General features: G+C 69.4%; 14 protein-coding genes and 1 pseudogene. 6 read left to right on the plus strand and 9 right to left on the minus strand.

Translation table 11 applies throughout. From position 1 onward, the window contains the following. Nucleotides 1-3: 3 nt before the first annotated feature. The 5 genes and pseudogenes from ACFC02_RS15455 to ACFC02_RS15475 all read right to left on the minus strand — a co-directional run bounded on the left by ACFC02_RS15455 (nucleotide 4) and on the right by ACFC02_RS15475 (nucleotide 6,259). Nucleotides 4-219: an Imm49 family immunity protein gene (locus ACFC02_RS15455; protein WP_376356766.1), complete on the minus strand. Its 216-nt coding sequence runs from the start codon at nucleotides 217-219 to the stop codon at nucleotides 4-6. After that, nucleotides 179-796, minus strand: a pseudogene (locus ACFC02_RS15460) (immunity 49 family protein); the annotation flags it as partial. The gene ACFC02_RS15455 and the pseudogene ACFC02_RS15460, both read right to left, overlap by 41 nt. A 97-nt stretch (nucleotides 797-893) precedes the next feature. After that, entirely contained in the window at nucleotides 894-1,763 is an 870-nt protein-coding gene (locus ACFC02_RS15465) for an immunity 49 family protein (protein WP_376356721.1), read from the minus strand. A gap of 15 nt (nucleotides 1,764-1,778) precedes the next feature. After that, the gene (locus tag ACFC02_RS15470; RefSeq protein ID WP_376356723.1) at nucleotides 1,779-4,562 is read right to left on the minus strand and encodes a hypothetical protein; all 2,784 of its coding nucleotides are present in this window, start codon (nucleotides 4,560-4,562) and stop codon (nucleotides 1,779-1,781) included. 86 nt (nucleotides 4,563-4,648) lie between these two features. After that, nucleotides 4,649-6,259 (minus strand): hypothetical protein, encoded by a 1,611-nt coding sequence (locus tag ACFC02_RS15475; protein ID WP_376356725.1) that lies wholly within the window; start codon nucleotides 6,257-6,259, stop codon nucleotides 4,649-4,651. 100 nt (nucleotides 6,260-6,359) lie between these two features. Between ACFC02_RS15475 and ACFC02_RS15480 the strand changes: the two genes are divergently transcribed. Continuing rightward, nucleotides 6,360-7,535 (plus strand): hypothetical protein, encoded by a 1,176-nt coding sequence (locus ACFC02_RS15480; RefSeq protein ID WP_376356727.1) that lies wholly within the window; start codon nucleotides 6,360-6,362, stop codon nucleotides 7,533-7,535. 70 nt (nucleotides 7,536-7,605) lie between these two features. Here the strand turns inward: ACFC02_RS15480 and ACFC02_RS15485 are convergent, their stop codons facing one another. From ACFC02_RS15485 to ACFC02_RS15500, 4 genes are all read right to left on the minus strand, one after another. Continuing rightward, nucleotides 7,606-8,376: a succinate dehydrogenase/fumarate reductase iron-sulfur subunit gene (locus ACFC02_RS15485; RefSeq protein ID WP_376356729.1), complete on the minus strand. Its 771-nt coding sequence runs from the start codon at nucleotides 8,374-8,376 to the stop codon at nucleotides 7,606-7,608. Then, the gene (locus ACFC02_RS15490) at nucleotides 8,373-10,391 is read right to left on the minus strand and encodes a fumarate reductase/succinate dehydrogenase flavoprotein subunit (protein WP_376356731.1); all 2,019 of its coding nucleotides are present in this window, start codon (nucleotides 10,389-10,391) and stop codon (nucleotides 8,373-8,375) included. The genes ACFC02_RS15485 and ACFC02_RS15490 overlap by 4 nt, the downstream gene beginning before the upstream one ends. A gap of 64 nt (nucleotides 10,392-10,455) precedes the next feature. Next, complete coding sequence (locus tag ACFC02_RS15495) at nucleotides 10,456-11,292, minus strand: hypothetical protein (protein ID WP_376356733.1); 837 nt, start codon at nucleotides 11,290-11,292, stop codon at nucleotides 10,456-10,458. An 18-nt stretch (nucleotides 11,293-11,310) separates the two neighbouring features. Beyond that, nucleotides 11,311-11,598, minus strand: a complete 288-nt coding sequence (locus tag ACFC02_RS15500) for a hypothetical protein (RefSeq protein ID WP_376356735.1) — start codon at nucleotides 11,596-11,598, stop codon at nucleotides 11,311-11,313. 342 nt (nucleotides 11,599-11,940) lie between these two features. Between ACFC02_RS15500 and ACFC02_RS15505 the strand changes: the two genes are divergently transcribed. The 5 genes from ACFC02_RS15505 to ACFC02_RS15525 all read left to right on the plus strand — a co-directional run bounded on the left by ACFC02_RS15505 (nucleotide 11,941) and on the right by ACFC02_RS15525 (nucleotide 20,544). Beyond that, complete coding sequence (locus ACFC02_RS15505; protein ID WP_376356737.1) at nucleotides 11,941-14,196, plus strand: ABC transporter family substrate-binding protein; 2,256 nt, start codon at nucleotides 11,941-11,943, stop codon at nucleotides 14,194-14,196. A gap of 162 nt (nucleotides 14,197-14,358) precedes the next feature. Further along, the gene (gene typA, locus ACFC02_RS15510) at nucleotides 14,359-16,266 is read left to right on the plus strand and encodes a translational GTPase TypA (RefSeq protein WP_376356739.1); all 1,908 of its coding nucleotides are present in this window, start codon (nucleotides 14,359-14,361) and stop codon (nucleotides 16,264-16,266) included. Between the two features lie 617 nt (nucleotides 16,267-16,883). Then, complete coding sequence (locus ACFC02_RS15515; protein WP_376356741.1) at nucleotides 16,884-18,503, plus strand: ABC transporter substrate-binding protein; 1,620 nt, start codon at nucleotides 16,884-16,886, stop codon at nucleotides 18,501-18,503. Nucleotides 18,504-18,671: 168 nt separating this feature from the next. Continuing rightward, entirely contained in the window at nucleotides 18,672-19,604 is a 933-nt protein-coding gene (locus ACFC02_RS15520) for an ABC transporter permease (RefSeq protein ID WP_360978990.1), read from the plus strand. Then, nucleotides 19,597-20,544 (plus strand): ABC transporter permease, encoded by a 948-nt coding sequence (locus ACFC02_RS15525; RefSeq protein ID WP_376356744.1) that lies wholly within the window; start codon nucleotides 19,597-19,599, stop codon nucleotides 20,542-20,544. The genes ACFC02_RS15520 and ACFC02_RS15525 overlap by 8 nt, the downstream gene beginning before the upstream one ends. Nucleotides 20,545-20,546 lie beyond the last annotated feature (2 nt).

Here is a 20,546-nt window from a genome sequence, read left to right on the forward strand (position 1 = left end):
CTGTCAGGTGGGGAACTCGCCGCACCAGTTCCGACCCAGGAGGGCGATCGGCAGGTACTCGGACTCGACCTCGATGGGCATGCCCGCGTCGTGCGCGATACAGGCGATGGCGAGGGGGGGCGAGGGCGACGAAGCCCGAGGCCTGGGCAGCCCGACTCTCCTCGCCCCAGTATTCCTTGTGCCACTGAAGGGCTTGAGTGAGGGCACGGTCGAAACCATCGCGGTCACCGCGGATGAAGCGGTGGAACATTTCCATCGGTGGGTACAGCAGTTTGTTCACCGTCTCCGGATCGGCGACGACTTGGGGGCCGGTGTTGTCGACCGCGGTGACCAGTTTCTTGTCGAGGTCCTGGCCGCCGAGCCAGTAGGTCTGCAGTGTGTCGATCCAGGCGTAGTGGTGTTCCTCGAACCGGGCACCGTTCTCGCGGAGCAGGGACAGGGGCACCTGGCACAGTGCGGTGATCCGCTCCTTCTCCCGGCAGACCACGGCCAGGTAGAAGGCGTTGATCCATGCGCCAGGGGTCACGTACCACTGCGGTCCGGTGGCCTTGAGCGCGCGCTCCTTGTGTGCGATGCGGTACTGAACAACGTTCTCGGTCGTGGTCGCGGCGGCGAACACGGCACAGCCGAGCTGCATCGCGGTCACCCAGGCGTCCCATGTGGGAAAAGTCGACGCCCGCGGATCCAGCAGACAGCGCGACCTGGCCAGGATGAGTGCGGTCTGCTGGGCTTCGCCCAGATCGGTGGAGTCCTCCTCCAGACCGTCGACAAGCTCCTGTGTGTCCTCCTGGAGCATGGTGATGCCCTCTTCCGCGTGCTCCGTGGGCAACGGGTGGCGGGGGACGTTCAAGACCAACACCTTCTCCTGAAGCCGTCCGGTCGCGGACAGATGCTCACGACTCGACTTCGCCCACCCAGCCGAACTGGAGGAGTTCCTTGGGCAGGTATTCGGATTCCACGTCGATGGGGAAGTCGGCGTCACGAGCCATGCACGCGAGCGCAAGTGGGGCAAGTGCTACGAGACCATCAGTGCTCTGGGCTCGTTCCTCGGAGGCGGTCCAGTACTCCTTGTGCCATGTAAGGGAATTTGCCAACGTCTCATTGAACCGCTCGACTTCTCGGCGCTGGTAAAGATGGAAAAGTTCGAGCGGTGGGTAAAGGATCTTGAGGAGGAGGTCCCTGTCGGCGATATGTGCAACGTCGGGGTCGGTCTTGTTGACTGCGGCTACCACCTTGTCCCACATGACTTCTGCCCGACCCTGCCAGAAGTTCTGCAGAGCCTCCACCCAGTCGTACATGTACTCGTCGAATTCCGCGCCGGACTGCCGCAGGAACGACACGGGAACGCGTGCCAGCTGCTCCAGACGGCTGTTTTCGCGACAGATCGTGGCCAGGTACCAGGAGGTGACCCATGAACCCGCGTTCAGGTAGAACTGCGGGCCGGTGGCCGGAAGATTCCTGACCTCGCCGTCGACGCCGATGCGGCAGGCCACCGGACCCGCGGAAGCGGTCGCGGACGTGAAGAGCGCGGAGCCGACCTGCATGGCCGTGATCCACGCCTCCCAGGTCGCGAACTTCCCGACGTCCGGGTCCTCCGCGCAGAGCGACTTGGCCACGGTCAACGTCACCTCCAGGGCACGAGCGCGTGACATCTCGGATCGCTCAAGGCGGTCGATCACGCGGTTCGTGCTGGCAACCATCGATGCCATGTCCTGCCGAACGTCAACCACCGGGAAGTCATGGCGAGGCACGCGCTGTACCACTGACGATCTCCTGCCTTATATGTCGAGGTGCTCCAGTACGGCACCAGCGTAGGCCCCGGTGTTTTCGGTTGCCTGCACCAGTACATACTGCAGCTTCCCTTCGTCGAGTGCGTCGAAGAGAGCTTCAGCGATTGTCCTGTCCTTGCCGCCCCGTCTCCACATCAAGGTGAGAATCGTGTGGAGGTAGGGCTTGGTGCCCTGTTTGACTCTCATGCCCTGAGCCATGTCCCCGACGCCGTCACGCCACTCCAGGGATGCAGTCGGTGCCTTCTCCTCGACGACCGCATAGTTTCCGTCGTCGTCGATTTTGTACAAATCGTCGAACATGTTGGCACCGTTGGGTGTCTTGGGTAGTTCGATCCACTCGGCGTCCGGGAACAGTCTCGGCATTACGTGGAACCGGGCCGCAGCTTCTCCGAGTCTCTCTCCCAGCCTGCTGTTGTTCGGCTCGCCGTTCAGCTGTTTGTCGAATGCGTCCTGCGCGTCATCAAGAGCCTTCTGCGTCTCGAAGGACAGGTGCTCGGCGTGAGTCTTCTCCGCCCTTGACAGCTCGATACCGCTGAATCGATCCTTCGCTATCTTGTCGAGGTCCGGAAGGTGTGTTGGGTCGACCGTGTCTCGACCGAGTGGCGTCCGTCCGAACCTCGTCTCAGACGGGCCGTGAGGCATGTCGTACTTGGCGATGAAGCTCCCATCGGGCATTTGTTTCAGAATGGGCAACTCGACGCCGTCGACGATTTTGTCTTTGTCGAGCCGGTGGCCGCGTTTGTCGTAGTTTTCTTCGCGCCATTCTGGGTCGTTGTTGGCCTTCCAAACGTGCTCGTCCTGTAGCCGTTTTCTTTCCTCGATGGTCGGCTCGTGCTGGTGGTCTTGGGAGCCGTGCGCAGTGCCCTCACTCGCCCCGCGCTCCGCAGCGTCTGTGTTGTCACTCGCATTGAGTCTGTCGTCGAAGGAACCTGGGTGGGGTCCGCCGGCTGACAGGGGTTCGTGGTGGCTGCCGCCTGTGCCGGGGTCGTCCGAGCCTCCGGTGCCACCATGGTGTTCGGTGGCGGTCGAGCTTTCCGGGTGGCTGCCGCCCGTGGACGGTGTGTGCTCGTGGCCGTTGTGGTGCGGGCTGTTGAGGTCGTTCCGGGGCATGTGGTCGCCCGCGTGGCCGCCGGGGGAGTGGTCCGCTGGGTTGCCCGGGGTGCTGTCCCCGTGGTGCGCGGGAGACAGGTCGTCTCCGACGCGGCCGGTGTCGCCGAGGTCGGTGTCGAGGCTGTGGCCCAGGCGGATGTGTTCGCCGGCGTGGCCTGCGGTGTCGGCGGCCGTGTGGGCGCCTGCGCCGACCAGGGCGGGTTCCTTGACCGGGGCCGGGGTGGGGGGGAGGTCCGAGCCCGCCCCGGTGCCGGCGCCCGGGGGGTTGAGTTCGTCGGCGTGGATGAGGATGTTGCCGTTGCCGTCGACGATGTGGCCGTCCGGGTGCCCGTACACCTGCCCGGTGCCCTCGGGGGTGTGCAGGGGGTGTGCGCCCTCGTGGACGACCGGGACGTCGTCGGGGAGTTTGAAGTTGCCGTCCGGCAGCTTCGTCGCGCCCTGCGGGACCGACGCGCCCTCGGGGAGGTGGAAGGAGCCGTCGGGGAGTTTCACCGAGCCCTTGGGCAGGGTGATCGCGTTCTCCGGGAGCTTGGGGATGTCGATCTTTCCCATGCCCTTCAGGGCCTTGCTGATGTCCCCGATCTTCGACAGGCCGGCGCCCGCGCCCTTGGCGACATACGTCATCGGGTCGATGACCTTGCCCGCCTTGCCCGCCACCGACAACGCCTTCGCGACCGCGCCCGCCTTGCCCGCACCCGACGCCGCGCCGCCCGCACCACCCGTGAACACCGTGGTCAGGACGTTGAAGGTGACCGCACCCGCCGCGCGGGCCGGGTTCTTGCCCCACTCGTCCCACGCCACCAGCGCCTTGCCCGTCTCCTTCATCGCGGTACGCGAATCACGGAACCAGGACGGCAGCTTGTCGTCCGGCAACGCCCAGAACAGCGTCCCCACCCCGGGAAGGGAGGAGATCACCAGACCGGTCGCGAGCTGGGCGAGGCCCTTCCAGGCCTGGCCCATCGCCTCCCAGCCGCCGAACCCCACCAGCGTGCCCAGGCCCTTGATCGTGCCCCACACACCGTCGACGATCAGGCCGTCCCACACGAACGACTTGATCCAGTGCCCGACCTCCCACGCGTGGTGTTTCTCCTCGACCGGGTCACCCCAGGGGAGTTTCGCGTTCTTCAGATCAGCCGCGTCGAACCCGTACTGGTCCTTACGGTCCGAACCGTCCCCCGCCACCATCTGCGTACCGTGGAACAACGCGGTGATCTTGTTGTGACAGGTCCGCTCCGCGGCCCAGAACGCCGCCACCGTCTTCGTGATCTCATCCCGGATCCGGTTGTGATGACCGACCTTGCCACCGTCGTACTGCCAGTCGTCATCGTCCTTCACGGAATCGACGAACGTCGTGGCTTCCCGCTTCAGATCCTCGAGCTTCTTCACCAGCGGGCGGATCTCCGCCGCATACCCCGACAGGGCACCCGACACCGACTCCAGACCCGACGCGAACGTGTCCGCACGGTCCCTCACCGGCTTCGTCGACGCGAACAACTGCTCCGCCTCCGGAGCCCTGTAATACGCCGACAGCCCCTGGAACCGGTTGTGCACATCCCGGCCCGCGTCACGGACATGACCCGCGTCCGCCTTCAGATCCCCGTACGCCTTCTCCAACAGCCCCAGATCACCTGTGAACTGCGGAATCTCCTCCGGCTTGATCACGATGTACTGCCCCCCGTTCGCCGGCCCGTTCAGTCGGGTCAGCTCGCGTCAAGATCTCATCATCATACAAACGGGGTTACGGGGTGTCAGGAGCAAGATGTGACCCGGCGAGCCCGCGTGCCGGGGCCGCCGAAGCTCGGAGCCGGAGCCGGAGCCGGAGCCGGAGCGGTGGGGGAGGGGGAGGGGGAGAGGAGGATTCCGCCCAGGACGGCACCGGCCGTGCCGGGGTTGTGGAGGTCCGCTTCCGCGTACGGGTTTCCGTGCGTGCGGACGTCCTGTTCGGCGTGGGTTTGGGCCTCGCGGGCGAGGGCGTCGGCGCGCAGGTGGTCGGCCGGGGCGTTGGAGGCGAGGAGGCGTTCCGCCTCGGTCAGCAGGGCGCGGGCCCCGGCGCCCACCGCACCGCGGTGCGTCGTGACGAAGTCGGCCGCCGCCGTGGTGGCGCTGCGGGCCGTGAGCAGGATGGCGGCCGACAGCACTCCCGTATGCCCCGCGCCCAGGGGAGCTGCCGCCGCGACGACCCGGCGCAGAACGCCCAACGGGTCATGCGGACGCCCCGACGCCAACTCCTGGCGTACGGAGGCCAGGACGGCGTCCGCGTGCAGGACGCGGGCACGGATCTCACCGGGCGGCACGGCCGTGAGACGGGCCTGCGCTCCCGCTCGCTCCGCCTCCGCCCCGCTCAGCGCGGCCGGCACCATCGACGCGGCCTCGTCCAGTTCCGCGGCGAGGCGTTCGATGCCGTCGAGGAATACCTCCGCCTGCGCGACCGCGCCCTCGGCGGCACGCAGATGAGTCACCGCGCGGCCGTTCTCGCCCCGATCGGCCTGCTGGCGTGCCTGGTTGAGGTGGACCGTGGCGAACATCAGGCGGTCCTTGGCCCGTTCCGCGTAACCCGCCACCTGGTCCGACGCCGAGGGGGCGAAGCGCCGTACGAGGCCCAGCAGGACCGCCTCCGTCGCCGGCGTCCGGGCCGCCAGCGCGCGGAAACGGGACTCCGCCACCTCCACCGCCCCGCCGACACCCCGGTCCAGGCCGCGCACGTCGTCGAAACCGTCCGCCGCCGCGTCCAGCAGCCGGCCCGCATCCTCGCAGCGGCCGATCACGTCGGCCAGCACCTGCCGCCGGGCAGCAGGGCCCGCCGGAACGCCTCCGTCGTAGCGCAGGTGCTGCCCGAAGGCCGTCGCCAGCTCGGTCCCGGCCTGCCGTACGGTTCCGGCGTACGGAGCCACGGCCGCGCCGCCGCCTGTGCGCGCCTCGACGAACCCCAGTTCCTCCCGGCTGGTGCGCACGCAGTCGTCGACCAGGGTCAGCGCCTGCCGCGCCCGTTCGTCCAGTCGGCCCACTTCGCCTGTGTCGTCGAGCCCGCCACCGCCCGGCGTCGTCCGGGTCCTCGCCCGCCGGGTGCGCCGTACGTAGCCGTACCCCGCACCCACCACCGCCGCGCCCACCGCCACGAGCGGCAGGACGAGGTCGGCGCCCGACGTCTCGTCCTGCTGGGGTGCGGCGGTGCCTGCGGCGGCCGGGCCCGCGCGGGGGAGCACCCCGGCTGCAACCGCCGTGCCGCTGTTGATCGTCATCACCGGAAGCGCCAGCCAGGCGATCCCCGCCGTGCCGCCCAGCGCGGCCCGCGCCGCCCGCACGCACCAGTGCGGGGCGGCGCGGCGCGGCCGGACCGCGCGGGGCAGGGACGACGTCACGTCTCGGAGCGTATGACCGGCTGAGCGGGCTCGCGACCGGGACTGCGGCACCGGTGGGGCGGTTGCCACGCCACGACAGGTGAGGGGTCGGGACAGCAGCATGCGGAACAGAGGAAGTGAAGAGGACAGGCGCGACGGGGACGCAAGTGCCGAGGGCAGGCGCGACGGGGACGGAAGTGCCGAGGGCAGAGGCGACGAGGAGGGCGGGGCGGCCGGGGAGGCCGCTGAGGGCAGCGAAGAGGCCGTGCGCCGCGCCCGCCGCTTCCTCCACGCCCGCCGCTTCCTCCGCCCCCGCCGCCTCGTCCCCGCCCTCCTCCTCCTGCTCCTCCTCCCCCTCCTCGCCGCCGAGACCGCCCTGCGGGTGAACTACACCGGTGACCCGGTCGACGGCACCCGGACCCGGGGCCAGGACGCGATCTGGCTCGGGCACGCCTGGGTGGACGGCCGGAAGAAGGACGGCGATGTCGCGGCGCTCGCCGTGCGGCTGCGCGGGACCGGGATCCGGGACCTGTACGTGCACGCGGGACCGCTGGAGCACGACGGCACGCTGCCGGCGTCGGCGTACAGCAACGCCGGATGGCTGGTGGCGGCCGTGCACCGGGAACTGCCCGGGGTGCGGGTGCAGGCCTGGCTGGGGGACGTGCTGGCCACCGAGAGCCCCGACGGGCTGCGGCTGGAGCGGGCGGGGACGCGCGCGGCCGTGGTCGCGTCCACCCGCGCGGTCCTGGCGGCGGGCTTCGAGGGGGCCCACTTCGACCTGGAGCCGCTGCACTCGGGCGACCGGAACTACCTCGGCCTCCTCGACGATCTGCGCGCCGTCACCCGCGCGCACGGCGCCGCCCTGTCCGTGGCCGCACACCAGATCGACCCGCTCCCCGCCTTCCACTCCCTCTGGGGCACCCTCACCAACCACCCCAAGTGGTGGTCGCAGGCGTACTTCGGCGAGGTCGCGCGCCGGGTCGACCAGATCGCCGTGATGTCGTACGACACCATGCAGCCCTCGCAGAGCCTGTACGGCGGCTACGTCGCCCAGCAGACCTCACTCGCCCTCGAGGTCACCCCGCCCACCACCGACCTGCTGATGGGCCTGCCCTTCTACCACGAGAACCGGTTCGGCCACTGGGCGCACGCCGAGACCGTGCCCGCCGCCGTCCGGGGCGTCCGCCTGGGCCTGTCCCGCACGGACGCGGACCGGGTGCGCTTCGGCGTCGCGCTGTACGTCGACTTCGCCGCGACCGAGGCGGACTGGAGCGCGTACCGGGACGGCTGGGCGTGACCGGGGACGGCTGGGTGCGACCGGGGACGGCTGGGCGTGAGCGGGGACGGCCGGGTGTGAGCCGGGGTCCTCACGGGGAGCGCCGCCTGATCTTCGAGCCCAGCCACACCAGCGGGTCGTACTTGCGGTCCACCGCGCGCTCCTTCAGGGGGATCAGGGCGTTGTCGGTGATGCGGATGTTCTCCGGGCACACCTCCGTGCAGCACTTGGTGATGTTGCAGTAGCCGAGGCCGTGGTCGTCCTGGGCCGTGCGCGCGCGGTCCACGCCCGTCTCGGCCGCCGCGTCCAGGGGGTGCATGTCCAGCTCGGCGATCCGCATCAGGAAGCGCGGCCCGGCGTACGCGGGCTTGTTGTCCTCGTGGTCACGGACGACGTGGCACACGTCCTGGCACAGGAAGCACTCGATGCACTTGCGGAACTCCTGCGGGCGGTCCACGTCCTCCTGCGTCATCCGGTACTCGCCGGCACGCAGGCCGGCCGGCGGTACGAACGAGGGGATCTCGCGCGCCTTGGCGTAGTTGAAGCCGACGTCCGTGACCAGGTCCCGCACGACGGGGAAGGCGCGCAGCGGAGTGACGGTGACGGTCTCCTCGGGGGTGAAGACCGACATGCGGGTCATGCACATCAGGCGCGGGCGCCCGTTGATCTCCGCCGAGCAGGAACCGCACTTGCCCGCCTTGCAGTTCCAGCGCACGGCGAGGTCGGGTGCCTGGGTGGCCTGGATGCGGTGGATGATGTCGAGGACCACCTCACCGTCGTTGACCTCGACCTGGAAGTCCTTCAGGCCGCCGCCCTCCGCGTCGCCCCGCCACACCTTGAAGCGGGCCTGGTAGCCGCTCATTCGTATCGCTCCTCCTCGGCGAGGTACTTGCCCAGCTCCTCCTCGGGGAAGAGGGCGAGCAGGTCGGGGCGGACGGGGTCGGTGGTCTCGCGGGTGAGGACGATCCGGTCGCGGGCCGGGTCCGTGGCCGCGAGGTCTCCCGTCGGGTCGGCGAGCCGGCACAGCAGGTTGATCCGGCGCCAGGCGCGGTCCATCTGCGGATGGTCCTCGCGGGTGTGTCCGCCGCGTGACTCGGTACGGATCAGGGCGGCCCGGGCCACGCACTCGCTCACCAGCAGCATGTTCCGCAGGTCGAGGGCGAGGTGCCAGCCCGGATTGAACTGCCGGTGCCCCTCGACCCCGGCCCGGTGGGCCCGGACCCGCAGCTCGGCGAGCTTGGCCAGGGCCTGCTCCATCTCGCCCTGGCGGCGGATGATGCCGACCAGGTCGTTCATGGTCTGCTGGAGTTCCTGGTGGAGGGTGTACGGGTTCTCCGGCGGCCCGTCCTGCTTCTCCGGTGGGCCGGCCTGCCCCTCCGGCCCGGCCTGCCCCTCCTGCGAGGCCTGCCCCGCCGGGCCGCTCTCCGTCGCGGGCGGCCGCTGCGCCTGCGCGGAGAACGGCCGCAGCGCCTCCGCCGCCGCCGCGTCGACCTGGCTGTCGTCCACGGGTGGCCGGGCGTACGCCAGGCCCTGCGCGTACTCGGCCGCGTGCCAGCCCGCCCGGCGGCCGAAGACCAGCAGGTCGGAGAGGGAGTTGCCGCCGAGCCGGTTGGAGCCGTGCATGCCGCCGGCCACCTCCCCGGCCGCGTACAGGCCCGGCACGCCGCGCGCCGCAGCCGTGTCGGATTCGACGGCGATGCCTCCCATCACGTAGTGGCAGGTCGGCCCCACCTCCATCGACTCCGCCGTGATGTCCACGTCGGCCAGTTCCTTGAACTGGTGGTACATCGACGGCAGCCGGCGCCGGATGACGTCGGCGGGCATGCGCGTGGAGACGTCCAGGTAGACGCCGCCGTGCGGGGAGCCCCGGCCCGCCTTGACCTCGGCGTTGATGGCGCGGGCGACCTCGTCGCGGGGGAGCAGGTCCGGCGGGCGCCGGTTGTTGTCCGGGTCCTCGTACCAGCGGTCGGCCTCGGCCTCGTCCTCGGCGTAGCTGTCCTTGAAGACGTCGGGGACGTAGTCGAACATGAACCGCCTGCCCTCGGCGTTGCGCAGCACCCCGCCGTCGCCGCGCACCGACTCGGTCACGAGGATGCCCTTCACCGACGGCGGCCAGACCATTCCGGTGGGGTGGAACTGCACGAACTCCATGTTCAGCAGGGGCGCTCCGGCGAGCAGCGCCAGCGCGTGCCCGTCGCCGGTGTACTCCCACGAGTTCGAGGTGACCTTGAACGACTTGCCGATGCCGCCGGTGGCGAGGACGACGGCGGGGGCCTGGAGCACGAAGAAGCGGCCGGTCTCGCGGTCGTAGGCGAAGACCCCGCAGACCCGGTCGCCGTCCTTGAGGATCCGGGTCACCGTGCACTCCTGGAAGACCTTCAGCCTGGACTCGTAGTCCCCGGTCTCCCGGTGGTCCTCCTGCTGGAGCGAGACGATCTTCTGCTGGAGGGTGCGGATCAGTTCGAGTCCGGTGCGGTCGCCGACGTGGGCGAGGCGCGGGTACTCGTGGCCGCCGAAGTTGCGCTGCGAGATACGGCCGTCCTTCGTACGGTCGAACAGCGCGCCCCAGGTCTCCAGCTCCCACACCCGCTCGGGCGCCTCCCGGGCGTGCAGCTCGGCCATCCGCCACTGGTTGAGGAACTTCCCGCCGCGCAGCGTGTCGCGGAAGTGGACCTGCCAGCTGTCGTGCGGGTTGGCGTTGCCCATGGCCGCCGCGATGCCGCCCTCGGCCATCACGGTGTGCGCCTTGCCGAACAGCGACTTGCAGATCACCGCCGTGCGCGCCCCGCGCTCGCGCGCCTCGACGGCGGCGCGCAGCCCGGCGCCCCCGGCGCCGACCACGACGACGTCCCACTCCTGCCGGTCGACCACGGACATCAGCCAGTTCCCCACTCACTAGAGCCCACCAGGACGGACGCGGCCCACGGGAAGCCGCGTCCCGCTAGAAGAAGCGCGGATCGTCGAAGACGCCGGACGCCACCAGGTACACGTAGAAGTCGGCGAGCGCCACGCTCACCAGGGAGGCCCAGGCCAGTTGCATGTGCCGGGCGTTCAGCCGTCCCACGAACTGCCACATCCGGTAGCGCACCGGATGCTTCGAGAAGTGTCTGAGCTTGCCGCCGACGATGTGCCGGCAGGAGTGGCAGGAGAGGGTGTACGCCCAGATCAGCCCGATGTTGGCCAGGAAGACCAGGGTGCCCAGGCCCATGTGACCCCAGTGGTGGTGCGGGTCGCGGAAGGACAGCACCGTGTCGTAGGTCAGCACGCCCGCGACGAGCAGTGCGGCGTAGAAGAAGTACCGGTGGATGTTCTGCAGGACCAGCGGGAAGCGGGTCTCGCCCGAGTAGCGGCCGTGCGGCTCGGCGACCGCGCAGGCCGGCGGAGAGGCCCAGAAGCTGCGGTAGTACGCCTTGCGGTAGTAGTAGCAGGTCAGGCGGAAGCCCAGCGGGAAGATCAGGATGATGATCGCCGGGGAGACCGCCCACCAGCTGCCGAAGACGTCGGCGTTGGGTCCCATGTGCATCGTCCGGCAGTTCTGCGCCAGGCACGGCGAGTAGAACGGCGAGACGTACGGGGCGGCGTAGTAGTCCGCGTTCGCGAAGGCGCGCCACGTCGAGTAGACGACGAAGGCGAGCAGCCCGGCGGCGGTGACCGCCGGTGCCAGCCACCAGCGGTCGGTGCGCAGGTGTCCGGCGGCGATCGCGGCACGGCCCGGGGAGCGGACGCCGCCGCGCGCGGGGAGGGGGGCCGTGCCGGGGGGTTCCGTACCAGTGGCCACGTGAGGACTCCGGTCGGGTCAGGGGGCGTGGCGGTCGCGGGCGCCGAGTCCCTCGTCGTCCGAGTCCGTCCACAGGGAGATGTCGTAGGGCGTGTCGGAGATGGTGACGAGGGCGGGGCGCTGGGGCGCGGCCGGACTCTGCGTGGCCTCGCGCAGCAGGGCGACGCTCTCGCGCAGGTGGTCGGCGTCGGTGCGCACGCGGCGTATCTCCAGTGCGCCGCCGAGCTGGTGTTCCAGCCGGGCCACCGAGCGCAGCAGTTCGTCGAGGGTGTGCTGTACGGACGTCAGGTCGTCGGGCACGGACATGACGTGACCTCACTTCCACGGGCCGTGCGGCCCTGGACGGCGACGTTCATGCGCCTGCGAGTGTCGCGCGTCACACCTGTCGGTGGGAAGGGATGTGCAGCGATCGGCGGATCGCGCCTCCCTGGCGCACGCTCCCGCACGCGCTCTGTGTGCGCCGGGGGCGCATTGCTCCGCACGGGTGACCTTCCGGGCTCCCGCCGCCGTGTCGCCTCCGGCAGACGAACCCTTTCCTCTTCAGTGGGCCATAGATCTGATCAGCTCCAAAATACCGCCAAATGTGAACAAGCAGTACATGACTCCCCATCGCCCCCCGGCGGGAGCGGCTCCCCGGAGGTAGCACAGATGTCGTACGACGGTGTCGGACCCCGCGCGGTCATGCGCTCGGTCGCCTTCCTGACCGCGGGCGCCCTCGCGGTGCCCCTGCTGGCCGGCTGCGGCTCAGACGACGAAGGCAGCAAGCCCCTGGCCGGACAGGACATCGCGCCCGCCGCCCGCGCCCAGGTCGCCGACGGAGGCACCCTGCGCTGGGCCGTGGACGCGATGCCGGAGACGCTCAACACCTACCAGGCGGACGCCGACGCCGGCACCACCCGGATCGCCCAGGCCGTCCTGCCCGCCATGTTCCGCCTCGACGCGAACGGCCGCCCCCAGCGCGACGCCGACTACCTCGACTCCGCCCGCGTGGTCGAGACCGAGCCCAAGCAGGTCGTCGTCTACCGGCTCGACCAGCAGGCCGTCTGGAGCGACGGCCGCGAGATCGGCGCCGCCGACTTCGCCGCCCAGTGGCACGCCCTGTCCGGCAAGGACTCCGCCTACTGGACCGCGCGCAACGCCGGCTACGACCGCATCGAGAAGGTCGAGCGCGGCGCCGGCAACCTGGAGGTCCGCGTCACCTTCGCCCGCCCCTACGCGGACTGGCGCTCGCTCTTCTCCCCGCTCTACCCCAAGGACGTCACCGGCACCGCGAACGACTTCAACGACGGGGCGCGCAAGAAGCTCAAGGTCAGCGCCGGCCCGTTCACCGTGCAGAAGATCGACACCAAGAAGAAGGACGTCGTCCTCGCGCGCAGCCCGCGCTGGTGGGGCCACCCGGCCAAGCTGAACCAGATCGTGCTGCACGAGGTGGCGCCCGGCAAGCGGGCCGCCGCGCTCGCCGACGGCACCGTGGACGTGGCCGACGTCGACCCCGCCGACGCCGACCGCATCACCCTCGCCGGCGGCGCCCAGGGCAGCTCCCCCTTCCAGGGCCCGGCCGGCGGGCGCACCGCCGCCAAGGCACTGCGCTCCTGGGCGCTCGTGCACGGCTCCGACGAGAAGGCCGCCGACCGCGAACGCCGCGCCCTGAAGAAGGGGCGCGGCACGCTCACCACCTACCTGGAGCAGCAGGAGGCGCTGCGCGGCGTCCAGGTGCGCAAGTCGCTGGAGCCCGCCTTCACCCAGCTCGCCCTGAACGGCGCCGGCGGCCCCCTCGCCGACGAACGCGTCCGGCACGCGGTGGCGCACGCCCTGGACCGCAAGGCACTCGCCGAGATCGTCCTCAAGCCGCTCGGCCTGCCCACGGCCCCCGTCGGCAGCCACCTCGCCCTGCCCGGCCAGGAGGGCTACGCCGACAGCAGCGACGCGCTCGGCGGCCAGGACACCGCCCAGGCCAAGGCACTGCTCGCCGACGCCGGCTGGGTGCCCGGCCAGGGCAAGGAACAGAAGAAGGGCGACAAGGCGGCCGGCGCCGAGGGGCACCGGAGCACGAGCGGGTCGCCGGCCGCCTCGGGCGAGGGCACGTACATCGTCGGCGTCAACGACAACATCGAGGCCAACGGCGACGGCAAGGGCCACGCGCGAAGCGGTCACCGCACCTCCGGTGACGACGAGAGCGGCAAGGAGAGCGCCAAGGATCCCGCCGGGGACGGCAGCGGCCCGCGCCAGCTCGCCCAGGACGGCAGGCAGTACGCGCGCGAACAGCTGACGCAGGGCGGTGCGCCGGGCGCGTACGCCCCCCGGGGGACCGCCGCCCCGGCCGGTACCGTGGCCGGGCCGCTGGCCAAGGACGGCAAGCCGCTCACCCTCCGGTTCGTCCTGCCCTCCGGCTCCGGCTCACAGACGCTGCGCAAGGTCGCCGACCGGATCACCGCCATGCTGGAGAAGGTCGGCATCGCGACCGACATCACCAAGGTCCCGGACGAGAGCTACTTCCGCGACCACATCGCCGCCGGCCAGTACGACCTCGCCCTGTACTCCTGGCCGTCCTCCCCCTACCCGGCCACCGACGCCCGCCCGGTCTACGCCAAGCCCGTCCCGGCCGCCGACGGCTCCCTGAACGTCCAGCAGAACTACACCCGCGTCGGCACCGACCAGGTCGACCAGCTCTTCGACGAGGCCCTGGCCACCCTGGACCAGGACGAGGAGCGCGGCCTGGTCCGCAAGGCCGACGCCCGGATCTGGGCGAGCGCCGGGTCCATCCCGCTCTACCAGCGGCCCCAGCTCGTCGCCGTCCGCGGCACCCTGGCCAACGTGGGCGCCTTCGGCTTCCAGACCCCGCTCTACGAGGACATGGGCTTCCTGAAGAAGGGCGCGAAGCCGTCGGCGGAAGCCTCGTCGTAGCGGGACCGGCCGCGGGCGGAATCCGGGGCCGAACGGCCCCGCAGGCCCCCGCGGCGGCGCACCCGTACCATGGGGTGAGGCCGTGGCGCGTTCAGCCCGGCAGGGCGCGCGTACCGAGGACGTACGCGCAGCCGTCCGCACACTCCGGGAGTACGCCTCACTATGGCCACGCGCCACGACATTCGAAACGTAGCCATCGTCGCTCACGTCGACCACGGCAAGACGACCATCGTCGACGGCATGCTGAAGCAGGCCGGTGCCTTCGCCGCCCACCAGCTCGACTCCGTCGACGACCGCATGATGGACTCGAACGACCTGGAGCGTGAGAAGGGCATCACGATCCTCGCCAAGAACACGGCGGTGAAGTATCACCCCAAGGACGGCGGGGACCCCATCACGATCAACATCATCGACACCCCCGGCCACGCCGACTTCGGCGGTGAGGTCGAGCGCGGCCTGTCGATGGTCGACGGCGTCGTGCTGCTCGTCGACGCCTCCGAGGGCCCGCTGCCGCAGACCCGGTTCGTGCTGCGCAAGGCGCTCCAGCAGCGCCTGCCCGTCATCCTGTGCATCAACAAGACGGACCGCCCGGACTCCCGGATCGACGAGGTCGTCAACGAGACGTACGACCTCTTCCTCGACCTGGACGCCGACGAGGAGCAGATCGAGTTCCCGATCGTCTACGCCTGCGGCCGTGACGGCATCGCGTCCCTGACCAAGCCGGACAACGGCACGGTCCCGGCCGACTCCGACAGCCTGGAGCCGTTCTTCTCCACGATCCTGGAGCACATCCCGGCCCCCACCTACGACGAGGAACTGCCGCTGCAGGCCCACGTCACCAACCTGGACGCGGACAACTTCCTCGGCCGTATCGCGCTGCTGCGCGTGGAGCAGGGCGAGCTGCGCAAGGGCCAGACGGTCGCGTGGATCAAGCGCGACGGCTCCGTGCAGAACGTGCGGATCTCCGAACTGATGATGACCGAGGCGCTCACCCGCAAGCCCGCCGAGAAGGCGGGCCCCGGTGACATCTGCGCCGTCGCCGGCATCCCGGACATCATGATCGGCGAGACCCTGGCGGACCCGGAGAACCCGGTCCCGCTGCCGCTGATCACGGTCGACGAGCCCGCGATCTCGATGACCATCGGCACCAACACCTCCCCGCTGGTCGGCCGCGGCGGCACCGGCAAGGGCGCCGACGCGAAGGCGGCCGTCAAGGACCGCAAGGTCACCGCCCGCCAGGTCAAGGACCGCCTCGACCGCGAGCTGATCGGCAACGTCTCGCTCCGCGTCCTGGAGACCGACCGTCCCGACGCCTGGGAGGTCCAGGGCCGTGGCGAGCTGGCGCTGGCCATCCTGGTGGAGACCATGCGCCGCGAGGGCTACGAGCTGACCGTGGGCAAGCCGCAGGTCGTCACCAAGGACGTCGACGGCAAGACCTACGAGCCGGTCGAGCGCATGACGGTCGACGTGCCCGAGGAGCACATGGGCGCGGTCACGCAGCTCATGGGCGTGCGCAAGGGCCGGATGGACAACATGTCCAACCACGGCTCGGGCTGGGTCCGCATGGAGTTCGTCGTGCCCTCGCGCGGTCTGATCGGCTTCCGCACCGAGTTCCTGACCCAGACCCGCGGCACCGGCATCGGCCACTCGATCCACGAGGGCTTCGAGCCCTGGTTCGGCACGCTGACGACCCGTAACAACGGCTCGCTGGTGGCCGACCGCTCCGGTGCCGTCACCGCCTTCGCGATGACCAACCTCCAGGAGCGCGGCGTCCTCTTCGTGGAGCCGGGCACCGAGGTGTACGAGGGCATGATCGTCGGCGAGAACTCCCGCGCCGACGACATGGACGTCAACATCACCAAGGAGAAGAAGCTCACCAACATGCGGTCCTCGACGGCCGACGTGACCGAGTCGATCGTCCCGCCGCGCAAGCTCTCCCTGGAGCAGTCCCTGGAGTTCTGCCGCGACGACGAGTGCGTCGAGGTGACCCCGGAGGCGGTCCGCATCCGCAAGGTGAACCTGGACGCCCGCGAGCGTGCCCGCGCGGCCAGCCGGGCCAAGCACGGCTGAACCACCGCCGCCGGCCCGTGAGGGCCGCAGCGCGCACGTCGCACCAGGGTCCGCCCGGCAGTACGCCGGGTGGGCCCGCGCGTTTTCGCGGGGCCCCGCGGTGTCAGGTGCGTACAGGGTTTTCCCTACATCCGGGCCCCGGCCCGTCCGCTTTCTCCTGCGCGGGTTCGCGCCATTGTTAGAGTGACCGGAATCTACGGCTTGTCGGGTCCTCGTGCCGGTCTGTTCCGCCCACCGGACTCGAACCGGCCTCCAGGCATGCTCGCTCCGCCGCCCTGCGCAACGGGTTTTACCGGCCACACTGTCCGCTATTCGGACAGTCGCGCCCGATAGTTGTGTAACAAGTCCGTTTCGCAGGGATCTTTCACCAAACCCTTTGTCCGGATTTTGGAAGATGTACGCGGCAGGTGTGATCGAACCGAGACCTGGAAGGTGTGGTTCGGTACGGTTCGGATGGCAGATAGTTAGGCGCGTAGAGCTCGGATCAACGGGTCACGCGCTGCTGGCGGCGCCGACTCACGAGCCAGGGGGCACCTGAGCATTTCAGGCACCGGTAACGGTGATGCGTCAAGTGCCCCTCCATGCGGTGAACCAATGGACTCATGAGGAGGAGCCCCATGCGTGGTGCCAAGAGCGCCAAGTGGGTTGCGATAGCCGCGGTTGTGGCGCTGGGTGCGACGGCCTGCGGTGGCGGCGGTGGCAAGGGCGACAGCAAGGCCGCGGCCGACCCCAACGGAAAGTTCTCCGTCGAGGTGGGCGAGCCGCAGCACCCGCTGCAGCCGGCGAACACCATGGAGTCCAACGGCAGCATCGTCATCAAGTCGCTCTTCTCCGGGCTCGTCGACTACGACTCCAGCGGCAAGATCGTCATGGTCAACGCCCAGTCGGTCGACACCAAGGACAACAAGACCTTCACGGTCAAGCTGAAGCCGGGCTGGAAGTTCCACGACGGCACCCCGGTCACCTCCACGTCCTACGTCAAGGCGTGGAACTGGGCCGCGAACCCGGCCAACAAGCAGACCAACAGCGCCTGGTTCGCCGACATCCAGGGCTACGACGACGTCGCCCCGGCCAGCGGCAAGCCGAAGGCCGACAAGATGTCCGGCCTGAAGGTCGTCGACGACAACACCTTCACCATCACGCTGTCGAAGACGATCCCGTACTTCGTCTACAAGCTCGGCTACGAGGTCTTCGACCCGCTGCCGGAGTCCTTCTACAAGGACCCGACCGCCGCGGGCGAGCACCCGATCGGCAACGGCCCGTACAAGTTCGTCAGCTGGAAGCACAAGCAGTCGATCGAGGTCGCCAAGTACGACGACTACAAGGGCCCGAACGTCGCGAAGAACGGCGGTGTGGTCTTCAAGAACTACGCCAAGCTGGAGACCGCGTACCAGGACCTGAAGTCCGGCAACCTCGACGTGATGCGCCAGGTCGCCCCGCGTGACCTGCCGGTCTACAAGCAGGACCTCGGCGACCGCGCCGTGGACGAGTCGTACTCGGCCATCCAGACCATCGCCGTGGCCTTCTACGCGCCGCAGTGGAAGAACGTCAACGTGAAGGTCCTCCAGGGCCTGTCGATGGCGATCGACCGCGACACCATCACCAAGACCGTCCTGCAGGGCACCCGTGAGCCGGCCACCGGCTGGGTCGCCAAGGGCGTCCTGGGCTACCAGCCGAACGCCGTCGGTGACATCACCAAGTACGACCCGGCCAAGGCCAAGCAGCTCATCAAGGACGGCGGCGGCGTCCCGGGCAACAAGATCTCCATCCAGTACAACGCGGACGGCGGTCACAAGGAGTGGGTGGAGGCCGTCTGCGGCTCCATCACCAAGGCCACCGGCGTGGCGTGCACGGGCGACTCGAAGGCCGACTTCCAGGCCGACACCAACGCGCGTGACAACAAGCAGGTCAAGTCGCTCTACCGCTCCGGCTGGGTGCTCGACTACCCCTTCATCTCGAACTTCATCCGCGACCTGTTCGGCTCCAAGGCCGACGGCAACCAGGGTGGGTTCAAGAGCAAGGAGATCGACGACCTCATCGCCAAGGCCGACGCGGCCAAGACGCTGGACGAGTCGGAGAAGCTCTACCAGCAGGTCGAGAAGCAGCTGCCGAACTACATGCCGAGCATCCCGCTCTGGTACTACAAGGTCAACGCGGGCTACTCGGAGAAGGTCACCGACGTCAAGTACAACCAGAGTGGTGACCCGATCCTGACCGGCGTTCAGGTCAAGAAGTAACCGCTGACGACGACAGCGTGTGCCGGGCCGCACCCTTCAGGGGGTGCGGCGCGGCAGCGGCCGACGAACGGCCGGGGGGCCCTTTTCGCCGCGTACGTACGGAATTCTTCGGGAAGCCGCTCGTATGGGGCGAAAAGGGCCTGCCGCTGTGACTGACATGGAGGCACCATGGGGCGCTATGTCGCACGACGACTGCTCCAGATGATCCCGGTCTTCATCGGGACAACCCTGCTGATCTTCCTGATGGTCTACGCTCTGCCCGGCGACCCCGTGCGCGGGCTCTTCGGGGACAAGGCCACCACACCGCAGGTGATCAACTCACTGCGGCACCAGTACGGCCTCGACAAGCCGGTCCTGGTCCAGTACTGGGACTACATGCGGGGCATCGTCCTGCACTTCGACTTCGGCGACCAGATCGCCAGCGGCCGCCCGGTCACCGACATCCTCGGCGAGGCATTCCCGGTGACGCTGCGGCTCGCCGGTCTCGCCTTCGCCATCGAGGCCGTCGTCGGCATCGTGCTCGGCGTCGTCGCCGGCATGCGCGCGGGCAAGGCCGCCGACACCGTCATCCTCTTCGTGACACTGCTGCTGATCTCGGTGCCGGTCTTCGTGCTCGGCTACATCCTGCAGACGGTGTTCGCGATCAACCTGGGCTGGCTGGAGCCGTCGGTCACCGACAGCACCGACCTCAACCAGTTCATCCTGCCCGCCATCGTGCTGGCCAGCGCGTCGCTCGCCTACGTCGCCCGGCTCAGCCGGACCTCGGTCGCCGAGAACCTGCGCGCCGACTACATGCGTACGGCCATCGCCAAGGGCCTGCCCAAGCGCCGGGTGATCGGTGTGCACCTGATGCGCAACTCGCTCATCCCGGTCGTCACCTTCCTCGGCACCGACCTCGGTGCGCTGATGGGCGGTGCGATCGTCACGGAGGGCATCTTCAACATCCACGGCGTCGGCGGCACGATCTACGACTCGATCGTGCGCCGAGAGGGCACCACCCTGGTCGGGCTGGTCACCATCCTGGTCCTCGTGTACCTCTTCTGCAGCCTGATCGTCGACCTGCTGTACGCGGTTCTGGACCCGAGGATCCGTTATGCCTGAGCTGACCACTTCCGCTGACGAAGCCCCCAGCGCCGCCGCGACCGCAGCCGCGGGTGCCGAACTGCCGCAGCCCAAGGCGGAGAAGACCCGCAGCCTGTGGGGTGACGCCTGGCAGGACCTGCGCACCAACTGGGTGTTCATCGTCTCGGCGGTCCTCATCCTGCTGCTGCTGCTGATGGCAGCCTGGCCCAGCCTGTTCACGGGCGGAGACCCGAACAACAAGGACCTGGCCGGGCACTACCTGGCGCACCCGCACTACAGCCACGTCTTCAAGGTCGACTGGCTGGGCTACGACGCCCAGGGCCGCAGCGTGTACACGCGCGCCATCTACGGCGCGCGCGCCTCGCTGCTGGTCGGTGGCGGCACCACCCTCGCGGTCACTCTGCTCGGTGGCCTGATCGGTATGGTCGCCGGCTACTTCGGCGGCTGGATCGACGCGGTGCTGTCCCGGGTGACCGACATGTTCATGGGCATCCCGTTCCTGCTCGGCGCGCTGGTGCTGCTGAACGCCTTCACCGACCGCACCATCCCGGTCGTCATCCTGGCGCTGGCCTTCCTCGGCTGGACGCAGACGGCCCGTGTCATGCGCGGTGCGGTCATCACCGTCAAGTCCACGGACTACGTGCAGGCCGCCAAGGCGCTCGGCGCCGGCACCAACCGCATCCTGTTCCGCCACGTGCTGCCCAACGCGGTGGCGCCGGTGATCGTCGTCGCCACCATCTCGCTCGGTGTCTACATCGGCGCCGAGGCCACGTTGTCGTTCCTCGGCCTCGGCCTGAACGGCGCCTCGTGGGGCAACGACATCTCCGACGGCGGCAACTCGATCCGCGTGGCCCAGTGGATCATGCTGTACCCGTCGATCCTGCTCAGCATCACGGTGCTGGCGTTCATCATGCTCGGTGAGGCCGTCCGCAACGCCCTCGACCCGAAGACGCGCTGAGG

It is taken from the genome of Streptomyces sp. NPDC056160 (assembly GCF_042268205.1).
GTDB lineage: Bacteria > Actinomycetota > Actinomycetes > Streptomycetales > Streptomycetaceae > Streptomyces.

Coding starts and splice junctions, on each gene's coding strand:
- ACFC02_RS15520 (WP_360978990.1), top strand. CDS start 18,672: ATGGGGCGCTATGTCGCACGACGACTGCTCCAGATGATCCCGGTCTTC.
- ACFC02_RS15480 (WP_376356727.1), top strand. CDS start 6,360: ATGCGGAACAGAGGAAGTGAAGAGGACAGGCGCGACGGGGACGCAAGT.
- ACFC02_RS15515 (WP_376356741.1), top strand. CDS start 16,884: ATGCGTGGTGCCAAGAGCGCCAAGTGGGTTGCGATAGCCGCGGTTGTG.
- ACFC02_RS15455 (WP_376356766.1), bottom strand. CDS start 219: ATGGTTTCGACCGTGCCCTCACTCAAGCCCTTCAGTGGCACAAGGAAT.
- ACFC02_RS15500 (WP_376356735.1), bottom strand. CDS start 11,598: ATGTCCGTGCCCGACGACCTGACGTCCGTACAGCACACCCTCGACGAA.
- typA (WP_376356739.1), top strand. CDS start 14,359: ATGGCCACGCGCCACGACATTCGAAACGTAGCCATCGTCGCTCACGTC.
- ACFC02_RS15490 (WP_376356731.1), bottom strand. CDS start 10,391: ATGTCCGTGGTCGACCGGCAGGAGTGGGACGTCGTCGTGGTCGGCGCC.
- ACFC02_RS15525 (WP_376356744.1), top strand. CDS start 19,597: ATGCCTGAGCTGACCACTTCCGCTGACGAAGCCCCCAGCGCCGCCGCG.
- ACFC02_RS15505 (WP_376356737.1), top strand. CDS start 11,941: ATGTCGTACGACGGTGTCGGACCCCGCGCGGTCATGCGCTCGGTCGCC.
- ACFC02_RS15485 (WP_376356729.1), bottom strand. CDS start 8,376: ATGAGCGGCTACCAGGCCCGCTTCAAGGTGTGGCGGGGCGACGCGGAG.